Genomic DNA, 22,087 nt, shown 5'->3' with positions numbered 1-22,087 from the left:
TCACCTCACCTCCGATCTCTGGGCCCAGCGCGGGATGCGTTGTCGGGGGACGACGGGCGTCGCGAGGGGGGTGGCCTCGGCAGGTGCCACCAACAGCGCGGCGGCCAGGGCCAGATGCAGCAGATACGGCGAGGCGTCGCCGAGGCCGGCCTCGGTGTACGAGGCGATCGCGCAGTAGCTGATCAGGAAGATCGCGCAGGCCCGCTGCAGCGACGGTGGCCGCAGCAACGCGACGCCGCCCAGCACGACGATGATCGCCGCGACGAGGGTGACGCCGATCAGGCCCTGCTCGTTGTAGACGGCCAGCCAACTGTTGTCGATCGGCAGACCGCCGAACGACTTGTCGCCCAGACCCACGCCGAACCACTTCTCCCCGGTCGACCGGGGCGCGGCCAGCAGGGCGTCCCAGACCTTGGCGCGACCGGTGAGGCTGGAGAAGTTGTCCTTGCTCTGTCCGCGCAGGAACCACGCCTGCAGCGCGGAGGCGAACCCCACCGTGGCCACCGTGGCGCACACCACCGCCCAGGTGAAGAAGCGGCGGGCCGCGACGCTGGTCAGCAGGAGCGAGCCGATCGCCAACACCAGCCCGAGGAGCAGGCCGAGCGTGGCCGTCCGGGTATGGGTCAGCGCGAGCAGGACGAGTGACGGCACGATGACCACCGCCGCGCTGGTCCTGTCGGTCCGGCGGCCCAGCAGGAGCAGCACGGTGAGCCCGATGATCACCGCGGCGTACTGGCCGATCTGCGGCGGGGTGAGCGGCCACAACGCGCCGACCAGCCGCCCGCCGTAGAGGTCAGGCAGGGCCGCGCCCGGTGAGACGGCCAGGCCGAGGGCCACCGACCCGAGCACTGCGAAGTACATCCGGATGTGGTGCCGTACGAACGTCAGGCTGCCGTCCCACCAGCGGCTGAGCAGCCACAGCGTGCCGACGAAGAGCGTCAGCCTGAAGCAGCGGAACAGCGCGCCGAACCCGGACTCCAGGTGAGCGCTGGAGATCACGCTCGTCACCAGCAGCAGGGTGAGCAGGAACACGTACGCGCTGGCTCGGATGCGCAACCGGAGATTGATCGCGAGCGCCAGCGCGAACGCGGCTACCAGCGCGCCCATGGTGACCATCTGGATGAGGGAGCGGGGCAGCGGGACGATGGTCTTCGCCCCGGTGGAACCAAGCGTGTTGAGGACCAGCAGCCCCCAGACCACCCCGACGATCTTCGGCGTGCGCTCTGCCTCCATCTCAACCACCGGCCCGTGGGACGAGGGTGCTGCCCGCGTCCTGCTGGTACGGCATGCCCTGCCAGGCCTCGAAGTCGAGCACCTTGCTCGGGTCGTGGGCGACGAACTGCCATGGTCCGACGTAGACGTTGTCGTGCCAGCGGTTGTGCTGGTTCTGCGTGATCGCGTCGGCCACCTTCTCGCCCTGGTACGGCGACCAGTCCGGATAGGTGCCGTAGTTGGACAACACCGCCATGCGGTCGCACTTCGTCGTGCACTTGACGACGGACTTGTCGAGCACGAAGCGGTTGTCGTGGATGTCCACCCGCTGGGTCTTCCACCGGCAGTCGGCGTACAGCGGCGCCTTGGCGATCGCCGGCTTCGCGCAGCTGTCGGTCTTCTTCACCAGCAACGTGCAGTCACCGGACGAGGTGTTGGCCGGGCTGTTGCAGAACCGGTCGGCGTTCTCCCACAGCGTGATCCCGGACCAGTTGTTCTCCAGCACGTTCCGGTAGACCTCGATCTTGTCGGTGCGGGCCTTGATCCTTGGATCGCCGCCCGATTCCGACAGGTAGATGGTCGCGAACGGGAAGCTGTCGCCGCTGTCGGCCGCCTTGCGGCCCTCGACCCAGTTGTTCCGCCGGATCGTGTTGTTCCGGATGATCGCGTTGTAGCTGATCTCGTAGATCAGGGCGGCGCCGTCGTTGGCCTCGATCACGTTGTTCTCGATGAGGAAGTCGTTGTTGTTGGTGTCCGCCCACAACCCGGTTCCCCGGTTGTCGTGCACCCAGTTCCCGCGCACGTCGGCGCCGTCGACGGCCCAGAACTTGATGCCTCCGGTGCAGCCGCAGCCCGGCTTGCGCCGCTCCCAGTCGCCGGTGTTGTTGCCCACGATCTCGTTGCCCTCGACCACCAGGCCGGTGATACGGCCTTTGCCCTTGTACGCGTTCATGCCGTACTGGCCGTTGTTCCGCAGGCAGCTGGCGCGGACCTGCTGGCGGGCACCGGCCATCAGCCCGGCACCGGCGTTGTCCTGGATCGTCGCGTTCTCGATCACCCACCCGTCGGCCGAGTCATGGTTGACCACGCCCTCGTCCGACGGCGCCACGAAATGCTGCACGGTCAGGTAGCGGATGGTGACGTCGCGGGCGCTGCCGCTGAACGCGTACTGGTTCTTCTTCCCGCCGTCGAGCACCGCGCCCGGCGCACCGAGGTAGCGGTCCCCTTTCTTGGGAAACACCTGGGCGTAGCGGTCCGGGTCGAGCCTGTGCTTTCCCGGTCGGAGCCAGAACGTGGTGTTCGGGGGGTGGCTCTTGGTCTTGGCCGCCAGGTCACCGACCTTCGCGGGGTCGACCGTCACCGCACCCGCCGGTGCCTTGGTCGGCCCGGCCGCGGGGTTGGCGCACACCCGGGCCAGGGACGTGGAGCGCACCCCGGACGTGGTCGGCGCGGCGGTCGGGTTCGCACTGGCTTCCGGCGTGCTGCTGTCACAGCCGGTCGCCGCCAGCAGGGCCAGCGTCAGCGGTGCCGCCGCCAACGCCCAGGGCCGCCTCTTGATCCTCACGTGCCCCCCTGGCCGCGGAACCCGAGCACGGTGGTGAAACTCTCCGTGCCGTCGGTGGAGCCGGTGCCGATCAGGGTGGTGGTGGGTTCCTTGCGCCCGAATCCGGCGGAGTACCAGCCCAGCGGCGGTTCGGTCTCGCCGCGGTGCGCCTGCCAGGACAGTTGCGCGGGCAGGTCGAGTACGGCGGAGCGGTCCTCGCCGTCGCGGGTCCAGGTGAGCTGTGCCCGATTCCCGACCAGGTCGGCGGTGATCGCCGGGCCGAGGTGGAACGCCAGGTTCACGGTCCGGCGCGGGCCGCTCACCTCGTCGACCAGCCTCAGCTGCTGGCTCGCGGCCGTCAGCTCCACCCGGCGGCGGTGCACGGACCCCTGGTAGCCGTCGTGCTCGGCAGACCAGCGGGCCACCTCGCCGGACGCGTCCGCGACCAGGACACGGCTCTCGGCATGCCGGGTCCACAGGAACGGGCCGCCGGAGACGGACTGGTCACCGCCGTCCAGCTGCAGGGTGTTGTGGCCGAGGGTCGATCGGAAGTACTGCCGCCACTCGGGCTGCCCGTGGTAGCAGTACGTCCCCGGGTCGGCGAGCACGTCGACCCCGTCGTGCCGGACCTCCACGGACAGCGCGTCCGCATGGGCGTGCGCGGCGATGGACAGGAAGCCGTGCGGCCCGCCGTCGCAGCGGCACCAGATCTCCTCCGGGCCGCGCAGGATCGTCATGCCCGCGTCGGCGAAGTGGGCCGGCCGGCTCGCCGGGCGGGTCACGGACAGTTCGGTGGATTTGACGAGCGCGGCCAGCAGCGGGGTGCGCACATCGGTGACGGTCACCTCCGGCCACCAGTCGAGCCGGCCGAACACGGCGTCCCCGGTGGCCAGCAGCGAGGCCCAGCGGTCGGTGCCCGCGCCGTCCACGATCAGACCGTGCCCGTCGTCCGCGTCCCCCTGACGCGGCGGCCGGAGCCGGTTGTCCACGACGGCCGCGAGCGCGTCGGTCATGCGCAGCAGCACAAGACGGACGGACGCGGGGACCGGCACTGCGGCGGCATCCGCCTCGGCCAACGCGGCCAGGCCGAGCTCCAGGACCAGTCCGTGGTACTCGGTGGCCAGCTCGCGGTTGAGGCCCGAGCCGTAGGTGTTACCGCGCAGATGCCGATCCAGCGAGCGCAGCGCGTCGGCTCGCCAGCGCGTCGAGGAGGGGAACCAGTCGAACGCGCAGGCCGCGGCGAACTGACCGGCGGCCTCGGCGATGACGTGGTTGTTCGCCGAAGACCCCCGGCTGGGGAAGGCGGCCAGCCAGCGCTGGTGGTGCCAGATCTGGTTCCGCGCCACCGGGTTGCCCTCGAACAAGTCGGCCGCGCCCGGCCAGCCGTCGAGCAGTCGGCGGATCCACACCCAGGACAGCAGCCGGATGCCCAGCTCGATGCCGCTGATCCAATGGACGCCGCGCAGCGGCGGGTTGGCCGACCACCACGACCGCAGGTGCTCGGCCACGCGCTCGGCGTACCGCTCGTTCCCGGTGATCGCGTAGGCGGCCGCGAGCTGGGTGAGGTACTGGTGCCGGGACGGCTCCCAGATCTGCTTGATGTCCCCGACCGCGTCCTCACTGCGGTACGGCACGTCGAAGGCGTAGCCCGAGGGGGCCCGGCGCCCGGTCTTCGGGTCGCGCCACCAGTCCGGGTCGGCCAGGTCGTCGCGGACCACGCCGAAGAACTCGGCGTGCCCGTCCATCAGCCGGTCCGCCTCGGCAATGAGGCGTTTCGCGGCGTCGGCGGGTACGGCGGAGATCGCCCCGGCGGGCAGTACAGCGGTGAACCGGGCGCCGGTCACGCTCGGACAGTCGGGCGGCGCCGACCGCCAGCGCCGCCTGCGCGCCGTGTCGCCCACCCGGCCCGCGACCTCCTGCGGCCCCATCCGGGACAGCCGCCGGAGGTACCAGCCCACGCTCATGGTCATCGGGACCTCGCCAACGTCACCGGCACGCCACCGGCCAGGCCGGCCTGCACGGCGAGGGTGGCCGCCGTGGTGGCGACCAGCGACTCCAGCGGCACCGGCATCGGACCGCCGGCCCGAACTGCCTTGATGAACGCGGCGAGTTCGGCGTTCTGGCCCTTGTCCCGGGCCTTGGGCAGCCGCGAACTGACCCACTTCTTACGGCCGGCCCTGCCGTCCAAATACAGCGACGCTCGCACGAAGTCGTCGAGTCGCAGCGCGCGGCCGTCCGCGACCAGGTCCAGCGTCTCCTTGGGGAAGCCGGACGGGCCAGTGGTGACGTAACTGATGGTGGCGGTGGAACCGTCCGGGTAGCGCAGCACGACCTGCAGGTCCTCGTTGCCGGACGTGGCGGTCGCGTACACCGAGACCGGGTCCGCGTCGAGCAGCCAGCTCGCCGTGTCGATGAAGTGTCCGCCCTCGCCGGCGAACCGCGAGCCCTCGGTGCCCTGCTGGAGGTACCAGCTGCCGTGCGTGAGGCGGCCCGCGTTGACCAGGTAGCGGAGGTTCGCCGGACCGGTCCGGGCGCCGAACCGCGTCCTGGCCTCCTGCAGCAGCGGCGCGAACCGGCGGTTGAAGCCCACCTGGAGCCGGTCGTTGCCGGACTCCTCCACCGCCGCGAGCACGCCGGCCAGTTCGTCCTCGGTGAGGGCCAGGGGCTTCTCCACGAACACGGTCTTGCCGGCCAGGAGGGCCTGCCGGGTCAGTTCGGCGTGCGAGCTGTGCCGGGTGACCACGAACACCGCGTCGATGGACTTGTCGCCGAGCACGGCGTCGAGGTCGGTGGTCGCCTTGGCGAAGCCGAACTTCCGCTGCGCGTTGGCTCCGGACAGCGCCGTCGTGGTGACGACGGTCGACAGCTCGACGCCCTCGCGCTGTGCCAGGTGCGGCAGCAGCATCGACGTCGCGTAGTTTCCGGCGCCGACGAACGCGAGACGCACCGGTGAACTGGCAGCCCGGGCCGGACTCGGCTTCACATTCACCGCGGGCACGGCGACCACCGGGGCCTTCGCTTCCTCCGCTTCCCCCGCCTGTTCGGGGTACCGGAACAGCGCGGTGATGGCCTTGAGCTCGCCGTCCTTCAGGCGCTGGTAGGTCTCGACGGCGTCGTCGAAGTCGGCGACATGGGAGATCAGGGGCTCCACGTCGACCTTGCCGCGGGCGGCGAGGTCGAGGAAGCAGGCCAGGTTGCGGCGCTCGGTCCAGCGCACGTGGCCGATCGGGTAGTCGCGCCCCTCCAGCTCGTACGACGGGTCGTAGCGGCCGGGGCCGTAACTGCGGGAGAAGCGGACGTCGAGTTCCTTCTCGTAGTACGCGTTCCACGGCAGGTCCAGGCGGCACTTGCCGATGTCGACGACCCGGCCGCGGTCCCGGGCCAGCTTGGCGGCCAGCTCGACGGGCTGGTTGCTGCCGCCGCCGGCGGCCAGGTACACCTGGTCCACGCCGTGTCCGTCGGTGAGTTCGGCGACGGCGTTCTCCACGGCGGCGGAGGCGGGGTCGCCGCAGGCCGCGGCACCCAGGCGCTCGGCGAGCTCGCAGCGCACCGGGTCGGGGTCGGCGCCGACGACGCGGACTCCCGAGGCGGCCAGGAGCTGCACCACCAGCTGGCCGATCAGCCCGAGGCCGATGACGAGTGCCACTTCGCCGAGCTGCGGCTCGCCCTGGCGGACGCCCTGCATCGCGATCGACCCGACGGTGCCGAAGGAGGCGTGCTGCGGCGCGAGGCCGTCCGGCACCGGGGCGTAGAGGTTCTTCGGCACCCAGTTCAGCTCGGCGTGCAGCGCGTGCTCGTTGCCGGCGCAGGCCACGAGGTCGCCGACCTTCACGTCGTCGATCCCGGCGCCGACCTGCTCGACCACCCCGCACAGCGAGTAGCCCAGCGGCGTGTAGGAGTCCAGCTTGCCCATCACCTTGCGGTACGTGGCGGGCACCCCGTTGGTGGCCACGCTCTGCATGACCTTGGCCACCTGGTCGGGGCGGGAGCGGGCCTTGCCCAGCATCGACATGCCGGCCTCGGACACCTTCATGAGCTCGGTGCCGGTGGAGATCAGCGAGTAGGCGGTGCGGACCAGCACACCGCCCGGCTTGCACCCCGGCACCGGCACGTCGAGCACCGCCAGCTCGCCGCTCTTGTAGTTCTGTACGACCTGTTTCACCGAAGTCCCCTGATTCCTAAGCCGTTTGCCGAGTGCTCTGGCCGGACCCGGAGGTCGCGTCGCGGTACCAGTACTCGAGGGTCAGCACATGCCACAGATGCTTGGAGAAGTCCTGCTGCCCGGCGGCGTCCTCGGCGACCATCCGGTTCAGCGCGTCACGGCGCAGGAACCCGGAACGCACGAGCTCGCCGTCGTTGACCACCTCGCGCACCAGTGGTGCCAGGTCCCGGCTCATCCAGGCCCGCAACGGGGCGCTGAACAGGCCCTTGGGCCGGTACACGATCTCCCGGGGCAGAATCGAGGTGGCCGCCTCCTTGAGGACGGCCTTGCCCTGCCGTCCGACGATCTTGCGGTCGCCGGGCACGGCGAACGCCGCCTTGACCACCTCGACGTCCACGTACGGCACCCGCACCTCGGTCGACGCGGCCATGCTCGACCGGTCCGTGTAGGCCAGGTTCAGGCCCGGCAGGAACATCCGGGCGTCGCCCAGGCACATGCGGTTGACGAAGTCGTCGAGCTCGTTGTCCTGGTAGATGTCCGCGTGTTCGGTCAGTACGTCGTCGACCGTCCCGGCCAGGTCCGGATCGACCAGGGCGAGCAGCTCGTCCTGGTCGTACATGGTGTAGCTGCGTCGGAACGCGGTCTCCTCCGGCAGATCGGCGAAGGACAGGAACCGCTTCGCGAAGCGCACCGACCTCAGGCCCCGGCGGGACGTGGCGACCGGCAGCCGGTCCACGGCCGCGGACACCCCGCGCCGCAGTGGCCGCGGGACGCGCTGGTATCGCAGGGCAAGGAGGTTGGCCAGGTGCTTGCGGTATCCGGCGAACAGCTCGTCGGCGCCCATCCCCGAGAGCATCACCTTGACCCCGGCCTCCCGGGCGGCCTGGCAGATCAGGAAGGTGTTGATCGCCGCGGGGTCGCCGATCGGCTCGTCCAGGTGGTACGTCATCTGCGGCAGCAGGTCGAGCACGTTCGGGGCGATCTCGATCTCGTGGAGGTCTACGCCGAACTGCTCGGCCACCTGCCGGGCGTAGCGCAGGTCGTCGGGCATCGCCTCGAACCTGGCGTCCTCGGCGCGGAACCCGATCGTGTAGGCGGAGATCCCCGGCTGGTGGCGGGCCGCGAGGGCGGTCAGCCAGCTCGAGTCGAGGCCGCCGGACAGGAAGGTGGCCACGGGGACGTCGGAGAGCAGGTGCTGCCGGGTCGACTCCTCGACGATGGCGGCCAGGTCCGGCCGTTCACCGGCCCTGGCCCGTTCCTGGCCCTCGGCGGCGACGTCCTTCAGGTTCCAGAACCGGCCGCGCTCCACCCGGCCGTCGGGTCGGCACCGCAGCCAGCTCCCCGGCGGCAGCTTCTCCGCTTCGCGGAAGGCGCACCGTGAGTCCGGCACCCAGTAGTAGAGGAGCGAGGCCACCAGCGCCGCGTGGTCCACCTCCAGCGATCCACCGGTCGCGCCGGCGAGCGCCTTGAGCTCGGAGGCGAACATCAGGCCCTCGCCGCGCCTGAGCAGGAACAGCGGCTTGATGCCCAACTGATCGCGGACCAGCACCAGTTCGCCGGTGCGCTCGTCGAAGATGCCGAACGCGAACATGCCGCGCAGCCGGGGCAGGCAGTCCGTGCCCCAGCGTCGCCAGGCCTCGAGCAGCACCTCTGTGTCGGAGGTACCGCGGAAGCGCACCCCGGCGGCTGTCAGTTCGGCACGCAGCTCGGGCGCGTTGTACAGCTCGCCGTTGTACGTCAGGGCGAGGCCGTCGGAGACCATCGGCTGGGCGCCGGTCTCGGACAGGTCGATGATGGACAGCCGGCGGTGTCCGAGCTGCACCTCGCCGTCACCGACGGGGTGGCCGTACCGGCCCGCCCCGTCCGGGCCGCGGTGGGCGAGGGTGTCGGTGAGCCGGTCGGTCACCATCTTGCCGTCCGGCCATCGGTAAGTCCCTGCGATGCCACACATGTCCTACCGCACCTCCTGGTCGCTGTCCGGGACTCGTGCGGCCCACATCGGCTGTCGGTCCGTCTTCACCTGGCCGGTCCCGTTCTGCCGGGCCGTCCGCTCGCTGCGCCCCCGCAGCGCGATGTGCAGCCCGTCCCAGAGCGTGCCGTCGGTCCGGTCCCGCGGATCGGGGTCGATCAGCACCACACCGACCACCGCGATGCGCTGGTCCGCGAGTTGCCGCGCCACGGTGTGCAGCCATGCGGCGCTGCCGTGCCCGGCACGCACGACGAGCACGGTCTGGGTACCGAGGTACTGGAGGTCGGTCCACGCGGTGCCGGGTGCCACCGAGCCGACGCCGAGCAGGCGCCCGTGGTCCGGCACTGTCGTGGCCTGTTGGCCGCTGACCACGGTGGGGTCCCCCGGCTTCGGGCGGCGGCCGGAGAGCTCCGAGCCCGGTAGACCGTCGACGACGACCACGGGCCCGTCGGCCGCCAGTGCCCTGGCGACGTTCAGGGCGATCGCGCTCGTGCTGCGCGCACAGCCCAGTTCCAGCAGCGACAACGGTTCCGCGGATCCGCGCGCGGTGCGGGCCAGGGACGCGGTGAGCCGTTCGCGTGCCAGCCGGGTCCTTCGGCGCTGCCACGGCCTGCCCGACCGGCGGGGCAGCTCCGAGATGACCGAGGCACCCAGGTTGGCCGCGATGTCCCGGCGCAGTACGGGGCGGTCCCCGACCACCACGCCGACCGCGGCCAGCGCGAGTCCGAGGAAGAGCCCGAGGACGAGTCCGACCACGGCGTCGGTGGCAGCGGCCTTGGGCAGGGAGTGCCGTACCGCGCTCGGGGCGTCCACGATCTGCGTGCCGGCGACGACCGCGGGCGTGCCGGTGCGGGCCTCGGCGGCGCGCTGGTCGAAGTCGGCGATCCGCGAGTTGAGTTCGGCGCGGCGGGCGTAGAGCGACTCGATGCCCGCCGCCCCCGTCGTCTCGCCTGCCGTGGCGCGGTCGTTGATCTCCTTGTTGACCGTGGCGAGCTCGTCGCGCGTGCGGTCTCGCTGGTCGAGCAGGGCCTTGGACTCGGCCTGCGCGGTTGCCTTCATTCGCTGCACGTGGTCCGCGACGAACACGTCGGCCAGCGCCTTGGCCCGGGCCACCGCCTGCGCGTCGTTGTCGCCGCTCACCTCGATCTGCAGCAGGTTGTTGGTCAGGCCGGTGCCCCGGTAGTCCTTCATGAAGTCCTCAGGTTTTTCCGGGGACTTGAGGGACTTCAGGGCCGCGTCGGCGATGCGCGTGGTCTGCAGCAGCGCGACATCGGTGCGCATCAGCGTTCCGGTGTCGTTCGGCTGGTCCTCCGCGTGGGCGACCAGGACCTTGGTCGTCGCGCTCGGCGGCGGCGGCATCAGGACCGCCACTGCCGCGCCGGCCAGGAAGCCCAGGACCGCCATGGCGCACCACAGGCGGCGGCGCCTGCGCACCGCCACCACCAGCGCCTGAAGGTCCAGGAGCGGGCTGGCGGCCGACTCGGGTGAAGTCGTGTTCGTCGTCACGCCCGACCTCCCGTCGCGCGGCCGGGGACCGCGAACGTCAGAGTGGCGTCGTCCGGCAGGTCGGCGGCAGAACGCGTAGGGCGGGCCTGGACCGGGCCTGCGACGACGACGCCGACGACCTCGTGCCGACCGTCCGCGCACGCCTCGGCGATGCCGGCGAGCTCCTCCGCGGTCCAGCTGTTCGCGCTGAGGACCACCACGGCACCGTTCTCCGTCCCTCGGTCCGGCACGATCGGCCGGTCCACCGACACCTCCACCACCCGCAGCAGCGGATCGTTCTTGGCCTCGGCAAGGAGCTGCCCCGCGGCCCGGCGGGCGATCTCGTCGCCGTCCGGTACGACGACCAGCAGCCGCCGGGGAGCCGGCAGCTGCTCCCGGAGGCGGACGCACACCCGCCGGTAACGGAGCCGTCTGCCGGCCTCGTCGCCGGACTTCTGCAGGGCCGGTACGTTCCACGGGGTGTCGGCGCCGAGGAACCGGCGGATCCGGGCTCGCCGGCCCACGCCGTCCGGCCCGAGCGCGGGCCATTCACCGGGCACGTCCACGACGCCCAGCGGCGTCGAGCCCAGTGCCGCGGCGATCTCGGGTTCGGTACGCAGTCGGCGGTTCATCCGGGCGGCGACGAGATGGCCGACGACCGCGAGCAGGAAGAAGACCAGCGCCCCGCCCACGATGAGCTGAATCCTCGTCGGCGGCGCCTCACCGGTGGGACGGGCGGCCTGCCCCATGACGACCATGCCTGACTTGTCGGTCGACGGGTCGGCCTCTTGCAGCTTCTTCATGGCCGCCTCCAGCGAGGTGCGCAGGTTCTCGAGCGCCGTGCGGGACTGAACGCTCTCCACGGTCTGTCCCGGATCGGCCGCCTTGGCCAGTTCGGAGATGCGCCGGTTGGTCTCCGCCACCTGCTTGCGCAGCGCCTCGGTCCGCGTGACCGCTGAGGCGTCTGCGCCGCTGCCCGCGACCTCCGCGGCGAACTGCACGAACTGCTGGGCCACCCCGTCGGCGAGCCGCTGCGCGCGCTCCGGGGTGTCGGCCGTACCCGCGATCGTGATGATGTTCCCGTCGCCGGCCGTGGCGCTCACGCGGTCCCGCAGCTCGGAGCGGCTGACGTCGGACCAGTGCAGAGCGTCGGCCGCACGGTCGACCACGGTCAGGCTGGTGGCGATGTCGACCTGGGTGAGCAGCTCTCGTTCCTCCCACACCCCTGGCAGCAGTACCGGTGCCGACGCGGTGTATCGCGGCGGGAACACCAGCACCGAGGTGCCGTAACCGAACAGTGCGCCCACCACGGCGAGGACGGCCAGAAGCCGCCACCGCCGCCGGAGTATCCGCCCGATCGTGACGAGGCGGATGGTGTCTTCGTTCAACTGCGCTGCCTCTTCTTCCTTGTGCGCACCGGACCGCTGGCCGACACCGCATTGCGGTCCCGGCACGCGGCGGTATAGGCGGCGAGCAGCGACGCCTGCGAGTTGCTCCAGGAAAGCTGCCCGCCGATCCGCTCCTGGCCGATCTTGCCCATCCGGGCCCGCTTGTCCGGATCGTCCAGCAACACCGAGATGAGCTCGGCGAACTGGGACTCGTCGTTGGCCGACGCGTAGACGGCGGCGTCACCGGCGGAGACGCGCGCCTCCTTCAGGTCGAAGGAGACGATCGGCCGGCCCATCGCCATGTACTCCAGGACCTTGTTCATGGTCGACACGTCGTTGAGCGGATTGCGCGGGTCGGGAGAGAGGCACACGTCCGCGGTGGACAGGTAGCGCACCAGGTCGGCGTCCGGGATGCGCCCGGTGAACTGCACCTGATCGGTGAGCCCTAGCTGCCGGGACAGCTCCACCATCGCGTCGAAGGCGTCGCCGGATCCGACGAACACCGCGTGCCAGTCGGTCCGCCCGAACTCGTCGCGCAGCTTCGCGAGGGCGCGCAGGGCGTAGTCGACGCCGTCCTGCGGGCCCATGACGCCCAGGTAGCACAGCAGATGGGGCTTGCCGCGCTTCAACTCCAGCTCGGGCGGCACCGGTTGGAACCGCTCGATCTGGGGCGCGCTGCGCACCACGAAGACGTCCTCCGGCCGCTTGCCGCCGCGGCTCACGGCGACGTCCCGGTAGCTCTCGTTCGTGGCGAGCACGACGTCCGCGGCCCGGTAGGTCCGCCGTTCCAGCGCGCACACGGCGCGGTAGAGCAGGTCCTTGCCGCGGTCGAAGCGGGAGAGGTACAGCTCGGGCACCAGGTCGTGCTGGTCGAAGACGAACCGTGCGCCGCGCCGCCGCAGCCAACGGGCCGACAGGAACAGCAGGTCGGGCGGGTTGCAGGCGTGCACCACGTGGACCGGGCCGACCTTGCGGGCGAGCCGGGCCGTGTGCCAGAGCGCCGTTCCGTACTCCTGCAGATAGCCGGCCGGTCCTCCGGTGGCGGCGCGCAACGGGTAGCGGTGGATCCGCACCCCGTCGATCAACGCCTCGGGCTCCGTGTCCCGCTTCTCGCCACGCGGGCAGATGACGTGCACCTCCCAGCCCGCGTCGCGCAGTGTCGTGCACTCCTGCCACACCCGTCGGTCGAACGGCACCGACAGGTTCTCCACCAGGATCAGCGCGCGCCGGCCCGAGCCGTCGCCTCTGACTTCGTTACCAAGCAAGGCCTATGTATCCCGGTTCGGTCCGGCGCGTCTCGGCGTCGGGAAGGCGGATGAGGTCGACGATCACCGGGCCGCCGCCATGAGGCAGGGCCGCGAGGACGGCCGGGTCTTTCGTCCCGACCAGGCACACTTCGGCATGGTCGAGCACCTCCTCGACGGAGTCCGCGAGCAGCTGCGCGAGGTGCGGCAGCCGGGTTTCGATGTACTCGCGGTTCGCGCCGATCAGCCGGGAGAGGCTCACGTTGGCGTCGTGGATCCGCAGGTCGTACCCCTTGCCGTGGAGCCGCTCCGCCAGCTCGACGAGCGGACTCTCCCGGAGGTCGTCGGTGCCGGGTTTGAAGGACAGCCCGAACAGGCCCACCCGGCGCTTGCCGGTGCGTTCCACCAGGTCCACCGCCCGCTGCAGATGGTCGGAGTTGGAGGGCAGCACGTGGGAGAGGATGGGCACCGAGACGTCGGCCCGCTGCGCCGCATACACCAGGCTGCGCAGGTCCTTGGGCAGGCAGGAGCCGCCGAAGGCGAAGCCGGGCCGCAGATAGGCGGAGCTGATGTTCAGCTTGCGGTCGGCCAGGAACACGTCCATCACCTGGTGCGAGTCCACCCCGAGCGCCTGGCACACCGCACCCAGCTCGTTCGCGAAGCCGATCTTCAGGCCGTGGAACGCGTTGTCCGCGTACTTGATCGCCTCGGCCGTCGGGACCGGCACCCGGAACACCTCGCCGGGCAGGCCCTCGTACAGCGCCGCCACCACGTCGCCGCTGGCCGGGTCGAGCTCGCCGATGACCGTCTTGGGCGGGTCGAAGAAGTCCCGCACGCTGGTGCCCTCGCGCAGGAACTCCGGGTTGACCGCGACCCCGACGTCCACTCCGGCGGTGCCGCCGATGTTCTTCTCCAGGATCGGTACCAGGAGGTTCAGGCAGGTGCCCGGGAGCATGGTGCTGCGGAACACCACGGTGTGCCGCCCGCCCCGCTCGGCCAGGGCGGCGCCGATCTCCTCGGTGACCCGCTCCAAGTACGTGGTGCACAGGCTGCCGTTGGGCTCCGACGGGGTGCCCACGCAGATCAGCGACACCTCGCTGTCCATGATCGCCTCACGGACGTCGGTGGTGGCGCGGAGCGCTCCGGTCCGCACGGCCTCCGCGGTGAGCTCGCCGATCCGCTCCTCGACCACCGGGGCCTTGCCGTCGTTGACCAGGTCGACCTTCACCTGGTTGACGTCCACGCCGATGACCTCGTGCCCCATGCCGGCCAGGCACGCGGCCGACACGCAGCCCACGTAGCCGAGCCCGAACACGCTGATTCTCATGACCGGTTCCTCCCCCCAGGCAGGCCCTTGTGGCCTGCGCTCTGCTCGCCGTCCGGACGGCGCCCCCCGCACATCAGTAGGCCCCCTGGCCGTAGAGCACCGCGCGCAGCGTCTTCCACAAGATCACCGCGTCCAGGGCGAGCGACCAGTCCTCCACGTACCGCAGGTCGAGGCGGACGGCCTCCTCCCACGGCAGGTCGCTGCGTCCGCTGATCTGCCACAGGCCGGTGAGGCCGGGCTTGACCAGCAGTCGCCGCCGGATGTCCGGGCCGTACGCGGCGGACTCCTCCGGCAGCGGAGGGCGCGGACCGACGAGCGACATCGATCCGGTGAGTACGTTGAAAAGCTGCGGGAGTTCGTCGAGCGAGTACCGGCGCAGCACCGTTCCCACCCGGGTCACCCGCGGATCCCGGCGCATCTTGAACAGCAGCCCCGCGCCCTCGTTGCGGTCGGCCAACTCGGCACGTGCCAGGTCGGCCCCTACGACCATGGTGCGGAACTTGAGGATGGTGAACTCGCGGCCGTCCTTGCCGACCCTGCGCTGGCGGTAGAACGCCCCGCCCCGGCTGTCCGTCACCACGAGCAGTGCGACGAAGAGCATCAGCGGCGCGAACAGGATCAGCAGGATCGCCGCGCCCAGCCGGTCGGCGACCGCCTTGATCGCCCGGCGGCCTCCGGTGAACGTCGGCATGCTGACCCGCAGCATCGGGATCCCGAGCACGGCGTCGACGTGCAGCCGCGGGCCGGCCACCTCCATCAGCACCGGGGCCACGACCATCTCGGCATCGCTGCCCTCGAGGTTCCAGGCCAGCCGCTGCAGCCGGTCCGGTGTCCAGTACGGGTCCGGTGTGATCGCGACGACACGATAGCCGTCGTTCTCCACGTACTTGGCGACGTCCGTCAGCTGGCCGAGGACCGGCACTCCGTCCAGTTCGTCACCGTCGAGCCCGCTACCGTCCGTCGTGCACACCCCGTCCACGCGCCATCCGAGGTGCGGGAACTTACGGGTGCGGCTGATCAGGTCGCGCACGGTGGCCGGGCTCCCGGCAGCGAGCACCGGTCTCAGACACTGCCCTTCCTTCCGCTGCTTGTGCAGCCCGAGGCGGAGCAGATACCGCGCGGTCATGGTGACGAGCGCGATCGCGGGGATCGCAACGAAGATCCAGAGCTTGATGTTGCGCGAGGTGAGGGCGATCCCGCCGAGGGCCAGCACGACGGTCGCCGCGAACAGCGAGCGTCCCAGCCGGCGGAATTCCTCGGCCCCCTGGCCGAGCACGGCCGGAGCCCACGCCCGGCTCACCGCAAACGCTCCCAGCACCAGCAGCTCGGTGCCGAACGCGAGTATCCCCCATTTCTCATGCCAGTTGGCTGCGTCCCGGGCCCCGAAGAACTCTCCGATCCCCGCCACCACGAAGGCGGTGGTCACGGTGTCGCTGGTGATCACAGTACGGCGGTACCGCTGCTCCCAGTCGTTCGCCGACTGGCCTGTCGCCCCATCCGTCAGACGCTCGTGCGCCGACGGAAAGGGCCTGACTATTCCCCCCTCCCGCACAGAACCCCCCCGGTCCCCAGTGGTACGACGTGATTGCCAGACACCGTTCCTCCCCCCGGGAGGCCCCCGCCTCCCGCCGTTCCTCCCCTCGCAGGACCCCCCCCCGCCCCGCGCCGCGCTGTTCCTCTCCCGGGAGGGACCACCCCCCGCGCATGACATGCCTACTTCAAAACTGCGTCAGCAACTCACCTTGGCAGCAGCGGATGTACACGTCCCGCCAGACTCTCGAGTTGCGCGGGAACCCACCGAAACCTCGGATGCTCCCCGCACCCGAGCCCCCACTCGGGTTCCAAGAACCGATCACCCCCGAGCCTGGCGCCGAGACGTTTCTGCTCAGTGTCCGCAGCGCCGGACCCATAGATCACTATTTGTCGCCCTGTGTCCCACCATGGGCAGCAAGGTCAATCTAGACCATCGACACCCGTCTGCAGAGGGGGATGTGTGGAATATGTGCTTACGATTTGGAGATGGCGCAATTGCGCCATCACCGCAGCGGGTGCTTCGGCCACGAAGGCGGGCCTCGTGACCTGCGGTGACGGGAGTCTCGGGTTGCAGGATGGCGTCCTGCGGGCGGCCGTCCACGAGGCCCCCTGACTGAGGCGAGTTGGACAAGCCCGCCCGGCGGAGCCGCCATCCCCGCCCTGCGGATTCCGGCGTCTTGATCGGCTGCGTCGCTGCCGGCAGCCGAAGGCCGGACACGACTCATACGAAAAGGGCCCCCGCAGGCTCCGCCTGCGAAGACCCTTCGCACCGTCGGGACGACAGGATGTGAACCTGCGACCCCTTGCCGCCCAGTCAGCTGCACTACCATCGGCGTACCGAGCGGGATGAGCACGGTGTTGAAGTGGACGTCGAACTGGCTCAGCCCGGCCAGGGCATAGAACCAGCCCTTGCGTTCCTGCCAGTGCAGCTGAAGGCCACCGCGGCCGCCGGTCCGGCTGACGTCCCACGTCATCACCGTGTACATGGTCATGCCGCGTTCGAGGCTGGTGTGATGGGCCCGTACCGTTGCCGGCGGGATACTCCGGGCGGCCAGAGCGTCGTCGACGGCCTGACCATAGGGCCAGTGCGGCAGTCCTTGGGGTCGGCCAGGAATCCCGGCGGGTCAAGAAGAAGCACAGCCGATACCTCCACAGCAGCGGATCGGTCCTCACGGTCAGCGTCACTGCTCACCGGTCCGCGCAGGGCCCCGCGCAGGACGCCCCTGGTCACCTGACCTCCTCGCCTCCGTTCGCCCCGTTCAGCGCAGCTCGACCTCCACGGGGTCCTCTTCGAGGAACCCGCCCGACTGGTGGTGCCACAGCTTGGCGTACGGGCCGTCCAGCGCGAGCAGTTCCTGGTGACTGCCCTGTTCGACGATCCGCCCGCGGTCGAGGACGACGAGCTGGTCCATGCCCGCGACCGTGCTCAGCCGGTGCGCCACCACGAGCGCCGTCCGCCCCTCCATGAGCCGCCACAGCGCCTCCTGGACCAGGATCTCGCTCTCCGAGTCCAGGGCGCTGGTGGCCTCGTCGAGCAGCAGGATCGGCGCGTCCCGCAGGATCGCCCGCGCGAGGGCGACGCGCTGGCGCTGTCCGCCGGACAGTTTGACGCCGCGCTCGCCCACCAGGGTGTCGAAGCCCTCCGGCAGCGCGTCGGCGAACTCCGTGACGTGTGCCGCCTCGGCCGCGCGGCGGATCTCGGCCTCGGTGGCGTCGGGCCTGGCGAAGGCGATGTTGTCCCGCAGGGTGCGGTGGAACATCGCCGGGTCCTGCGGCACGTAGGCCATCAGACCGCGCAGGTCGGTCTGGCGCAGTCTGCTGATGTCCTGTCCGCCGACCAGGATCCGGCCGCCGTCGATGTCCTGCATCCGCAGCAGCAGCCGGGTGAGTGTGGTCTTGCCGCCGCCGGACCGGCCGACGAGCCCCACCTTCGTCCCGCCGGGCACAAACAGGTCGAGCCCCTCGAAGAGCAACTCCGCACCCGCATGGGCGAAGTTCACCCGCTCGAAGCGGACGTCGGCCTTCCCGGGCAGCAGCGGCTCGGGCGAGGGCGGGTCGAGCACGGTCGGCGGGGTCAGCAGCAGCTCGGTGAACTGCGCGGCCTCCGTCATCGAGCTCTCCAGGCGACGGTAGATCTGGTTGAACTCGAACATGATCCGGGTCGCGTTGGAGTAGTAGGTGAAGGCGACCACGACCGCCTCCACACCGTGCCGGCCTCCGCCGAGTGTGACCGCGAGGAGCAGGCCCAGCGCGTTGGTCAGCACGGACATCGGCGCGACGAAGGTGTCGATGCGCAGGTTGCCGTAGTCCCACGACCGGAGCGTGAGCCGGCGTGAGGCCGCGACGCGGGAGCGGTGTTCGGCGGCCTCGCGTGCCTCGGCACCGAACGCCCGGACGGTGTCCATGTTCATCAGGCTGTCGGCGACGTGTCCGGAGACCCGCGCGACCGCCGCCTCGCGCTCGGCGACCAGTGCCTGGCGGCGCCGGATGAGGGGTGCCGCGCACAGGGCGGTCACCGCGATCATCGTCAACAGGCCGACGACGAGCAGCGGTTCGTAGCGCCACAGCACCACCGAGCCGAACAGCAACGGTACGACGTTGCCCACGACCTGGAACGCCAGGGTGTCGACGAACGGCTCGAAACGGGTGGCGAAGCTCAGGACGCGCTTGGTGAGGGAGCCGGCGAAGTTGTCGTGGAAGAACGTGGCGTCCTTGGCGAACAGTTCGTCCATTCCGATCACGTACAGGTGCTCGATGCCAAGGGCGTCGAGACGGTTCATGCAGTGCAGGGCGACCCGCCACAGCGCTTCCGCGAGCAGCAGGACACCGGCGAAACCCAGGACGTACGGCAGTGCTGATCCGACAGTCAGTTCGGCGCCGTCGGCGATGTCGCCGGCGAGCTTCGCGACGATCAGCGGGGCGATGTAGTTGAGGCCGATGCCGCCCAGCGCGAACAGCAGCATGGCGGGAACCGTCAGCCGGCGGAGCCGGGCCAACTCCCGTCCGTAGTAACGAAGCGCGAGGAGCACGGCGCCCCTGCGCGGCGTGGTTTTCTCTAGCTCAGGCGTCTGCATTCTAACCCTGTGTGCATGGGGAGTAGCGGTCCGAATTCGGCAGTGTCCCGCGACGACGCCTTCGCGGTCCACGCGTTTTTCGGCAGGCCACACCCATGGGGACGGGCAAATCTGGAGTGACGCAAGGGGATTGACGTAGAAAGCGCTTGCCGCCTACGGTCCCCCGAATGGGTATGCAGCGAAGATTCGGCTGGGCGTCCCTCGCCGCGGCGACCACCATGGCACTGGCGGCAGGAGTGACCGCGGCGCCCGCCGCCCACTCCGCGGACGATCCCGTGCAGATCGTGGTCGACGGGAACGACGTACGCGCGGACAACGTGAACGGCCTGACCTACAAGGGCCTCGGCCTGCTCAGCTGCAACAGCACCAGCAACCTGCTGATGGACTACAAGGCGGAGCACCCCGAACGGTACTGGCAGCTCATCAGGGTCCTGTTCGGCGGGAAGAGCCCCCTGATCAACCACGTCAAGATCGAGATGGGTTCGGACACCAACACCTCCACCGGTTCCGATCCCGCGACGATGCGCACCCGCGACGAACTCGCCGACGCGTCCCGCTCCCCCGGCTTCCAGCTCGCCGCCGACGCCAAGACGGTCAACCCGGAGCTCAAGGTGTCGATCCTGCGCTGGGTCATGCCCCAGTGGGTGCAGACCGAGTGGAACAAGGGCACCGGCACCGACGAGATGTACCGCTGGTACAAGGAGACGATCCTCGACGCGTACCAGAAGTACGGGTACATGGTCGACTACGTGAATCCGGACACCAACGAGACCCAGAAACCGGACATCTCCTTCATCAAGTGGTACAAGAACACGTTGGCCAACGACACCGAATTCAGTGATTCCCGCTATGGACTGACAACCCGGCAGCAGAAGTCGGCCGCGAAGGCGTACCACGACATCAAGATCGTCGCCTCGGACGAGAACACCACGAAGAACATCGGCCCGGCGATGCTCACGGACACCGAGCTCTTCGGCATGGTCGACGCGGTGGGCTACCACTACACCACCGACGACCGACTCGACGGCACGTCCGACAGCGCCACGTACCGGCCGTACACGAAGCTGGCGACCGGCGACAACACCTACGGTCAGGACAAGGAGGTCTGGTACAGCGAGGGCGTCGGCTCCTTCGGCTGGACGGACTACCGGGTCTCCAACAGCGAGGGGCCGGGCGGCGCGAGCACGGGCATCGGCGGTGTGCAGAGCGCCCTGGACCTCGCCAACCGCTCCGTGAAGAGCTACGCCAACTCCAAGCGGACGCACTACATCTTCCAGCCGGCGATCGGGGCCTTCTACGAGGGCGCGCAGTACAGCCACAAGGAGCTGGTCAGCGCCCGCGACCCGTGGTCGGGGAGCATCCACTACGACGCCGCCGTGTATGTGATGCAGCACTTCACCCAGTTCGCGAAGACCGGCTGGGAGAACGACACCAACACGGCCGGCATCTGGCGCACCGTGCCCGAGGCGAGCTACAGCGGCGTCAGCGGCACCGAGAACGTCGACGGCTCGAACGGCGCCCCCAGCTACATGACGCTCGCCGACCCGGCGAAGAAGGACTTCTCGACGATCGCCGTCAACGACAGTGACCGGACGAAGAGTTATCGCATCAAGGCCGAGAACATGGCCCTGGGCGGCGATCCCACCATGGAGGTCTGGGAGACCCGCGCCGCGGACCCCGGCCAGGCCTACGACGCCGACTTCAAGCATCTCGCCGCCCAGATCCGGCCCGAGGGCGACGGCTACTACACCTACACGGTCAAGCCACGCTCGATCGTCACGTTCACCACCCTCGACCGCAGCTCCGACAAGGCGACGAAGCAGCGCCTGCCCGAGACCGCCGCCCGCACGGTCCTCGACACCGACGCGACCGGCAAGCAGCACGACACCCACGACACCTACCTGTACGCCGACGACTTCGGGTACGAGGAGGAGGGACGGGTCGCGGTCGGCACGGACAACGGCGCCCGCAAGGTCTCCCAGTCGTACCTCACCTCCCGTGGCAACCAGCCCCGTTACCTGGTCGACCAGACCGGCGCCTGGGAGGTCGGCAAGGGTCCCAGCGGCGACAACGTGCTGTACCAGTACCTGGACCAGTCGATGAAGGACACCGGCGCCTGGAACCGGAACACCCCCAACACCACGGTCGGCGACTTCCGTTGGGAGAACTACCGGGCCTCGGTCGACGTCTCCTTCCCGGACCCGGCCGGCGGCCTCGCCACCCTGGGCGTACGCCAGCAGAAGGGCATGGCCGCGACCGACGCCGCGTACAGCGTCGGGATCGGCCCGACCGGGAGCTGGACCCTTTACCGGTACGGCACGGCGCTGCGGACCGGGACGGTCGCCGCGGCCGACGGCTACCGCCTCGCCGTCGAGGCCAAGGGCGCGACCGTCACCGCGTACGTCGACGGCCAGGCCGTCGCCACCTACCAGGACCCCACGCCGGTGACCGAGGGCCGCGTCAAGCTCGGCACCGACTTCCACACGACCGCGTTCGACAACCTGAAGGTCGAGAAGGTCGCCGGCTACACCCCGTACGCCGCCACGCTGACCGACAACATGGACAGCTCGGTCGCCTACGAGGGCACCTGGAGCCGGAACGCCGCCCTCGGCGACGCGATGAACTGGTACCGCTCGACGTCGACCAGCGCCACCGCGGGAGCGACCGTCACCGTCCCGTTCCGCGGCACGGGCATCGACGTCATCGGCGGCAACGACGCAAGTGCCGTCCTCGACGTCTTCGTGGACGGCCGGCCCGTCGCCCGGAACGCGAAGACCGCCGCCACCGACAAGCGTCAGGCGACGTACTCACTCCGCGGCCTGCCCGACGGCAGACACACGGCGACGTTCACCCTCAAGTCCGGGAAGCTCGTGCTCGACGCCTTCACCGCACTCTCCGGCGACGTGGACGGGCCGGTCGACACGACACCGCTGCGGACCGCCCTGGACGCGGTGGGCTCCCCGGACCGGAGCGACTGGACGGCCGACTCCTGGGCCGACTTCGCCACCGCACGCACGGCCGCCAGGGCAGCGGTGCGCGGGCAGAAGGGCCTCGACGTCCTCGGCGTCGGCCAGCTCGCGAGCAGGCTCGTGGACGCCTACGACAGGCTGGTCCGCACGGAGCCCTGACGACGCCACCGGCGGGCCCGCC

12 protein-coding genes are annotated in these 22,087 nt (G+C 70.2%); 1 reads left to right on the top strand and 11 read right to left on the bottom strand.

Translation table 11 applies throughout. The features are described 5' to 3' along the window. The 11 genes from QF027_RS42865 to QF027_RS42815 all read right to left on the bottom strand — a co-directional run bounded on the left by QF027_RS42865 (position 1) and on the right by QF027_RS42815 (position 18,937). Positions 1-1,233 carry an O-antigen ligase domain-containing protein gene (locus tag QF027_RS42865; RefSeq protein WP_307080831.1) on the bottom strand — a complete coding sequence of 411 codons (1,233 nt, stop codon included), beginning with the start codon at positions 1,231-1,233 and terminating at the stop codon, positions 1-3. Between the two features lies 1 nt (position 1,234). Further along, the gene (locus tag QF027_RS42860) at positions 1,235-2,776 is read right to left on the bottom strand and encodes a right-handed parallel beta-helix repeat-containing protein (RefSeq protein WP_307080830.1); all 1,542 of its coding nucleotides are present in this window, start codon (positions 2,774-2,776) and stop codon (positions 1,235-1,237) included. Continuing rightward, positions 2,773-4,725, bottom strand: coding sequence for an alginate lyase family protein (locus QF027_RS42855; protein ID WP_307080828.1), 1,953 nt, complete (start codon positions 4,723-4,725; stop codon positions 2,773-2,775). Before QF027_RS42855 ends, QF027_RS42860 begins: the two co-directional genes overlap by 4 nt. Continuing rightward, on the bottom strand, positions 4,722-6,917 hold the full coding sequence (locus QF027_RS42850) for a bi-domain-containing oxidoreductase (protein ID WP_307080826.1): 2,196 nt from the start codon (positions 6,915-6,917) through the stop codon (positions 4,722-4,724). Before QF027_RS42850 ends, QF027_RS42855 begins: the two co-directional genes overlap by 4 nt. A gap of 16 nt (positions 6,918-6,933) precedes the next feature. Next, on the bottom strand, positions 6,934-8,868 hold the full coding sequence (gene asnB / locus QF027_RS42845) for an asparagine synthase (glutamine-hydrolyzing) (protein WP_306973473.1): 1,935 nt from the start codon (positions 8,866-8,868) through the stop codon (positions 6,934-6,936). 3 nt (positions 8,869-8,871) lie between these two features. Continuing rightward, entirely contained in the window at positions 8,872-10,392 is a 1,521-nt protein-coding gene (locus QF027_RS42840) for a Wzz/FepE/Etk N-terminal domain-containing protein (RefSeq protein ID WP_306973475.1), read from the bottom strand. After that, positions 10,389-11,759, bottom strand: coding sequence for a Wzz/FepE/Etk N-terminal domain-containing protein (locus tag QF027_RS42835; RefSeq protein WP_306973477.1), 1,371 nt, complete (start codon positions 11,757-11,759; stop codon positions 10,389-10,391). The genes QF027_RS42840 and QF027_RS42835 overlap by 4 nt, the downstream gene beginning before the upstream one ends. Further along, entirely contained in the window at positions 11,756-13,024 is a 1,269-nt protein-coding gene (locus QF027_RS42830) for a glycosyltransferase family 4 protein (protein ID WP_307080824.1), read from the bottom strand. Before QF027_RS42830 ends, QF027_RS42835 begins: the two co-directional genes overlap by 4 nt. After that, positions 13,014-14,330 carry a nucleotide sugar dehydrogenase gene (locus QF027_RS42825; RefSeq protein ID WP_306973481.1) on the bottom strand — a complete coding sequence of 439 codons (1,317 nt, stop codon included), beginning with the start codon at positions 14,328-14,330 and terminating at the stop codon, positions 13,014-13,016. The genes QF027_RS42830 and QF027_RS42825 overlap by 11 nt, the downstream gene beginning before the upstream one ends. Positions 14,331-14,403: 73 nt before the next feature. Then, on the bottom strand, positions 14,404-15,774 hold the full coding sequence (locus tag QF027_RS42820) for a sugar transferase (protein ID WP_306973483.1): 1,371 nt from the start codon (positions 15,772-15,774) through the stop codon (positions 14,404-14,406). A gap of 1,348 nt (positions 15,775-17,122) precedes the next feature. Beyond that, positions 17,123-18,937, bottom strand: a complete 1,815-nt coding sequence (locus QF027_RS42815) for an ABC transporter ATP-binding protein (RefSeq protein WP_306973485.1) — start codon at positions 18,935-18,937, stop codon at positions 17,123-17,125. Positions 18,938-19,104: 167 nt separating this feature from the next. Between QF027_RS42815 and QF027_RS42810 the strand changes: the two genes are divergently transcribed. Then, a complete protein-coding gene (locus tag QF027_RS42810; RefSeq protein WP_307080822.1) occupies positions 19,105-22,065 on the top strand; it encodes a GH59 galactosidase in 2,961 nt (986 codons plus the stop codon). The last annotated feature ends 22 nt before the right edge of the window (positions 22,066-22,087 follow it).

It is taken from the genome of Streptomyces canus, from assembly GCF_030816965.1.
GTDB classification, from domain to species: domain Bacteria; phylum Actinomycetota; class Actinomycetes; order Streptomycetales; family Streptomycetaceae; genus Streptomyces; species Streptomyces canus_E.
Note: the sequence above shows the minus strand (reverse complement) of the source record. Positions and strands in the feature narration are given on the sequence as shown.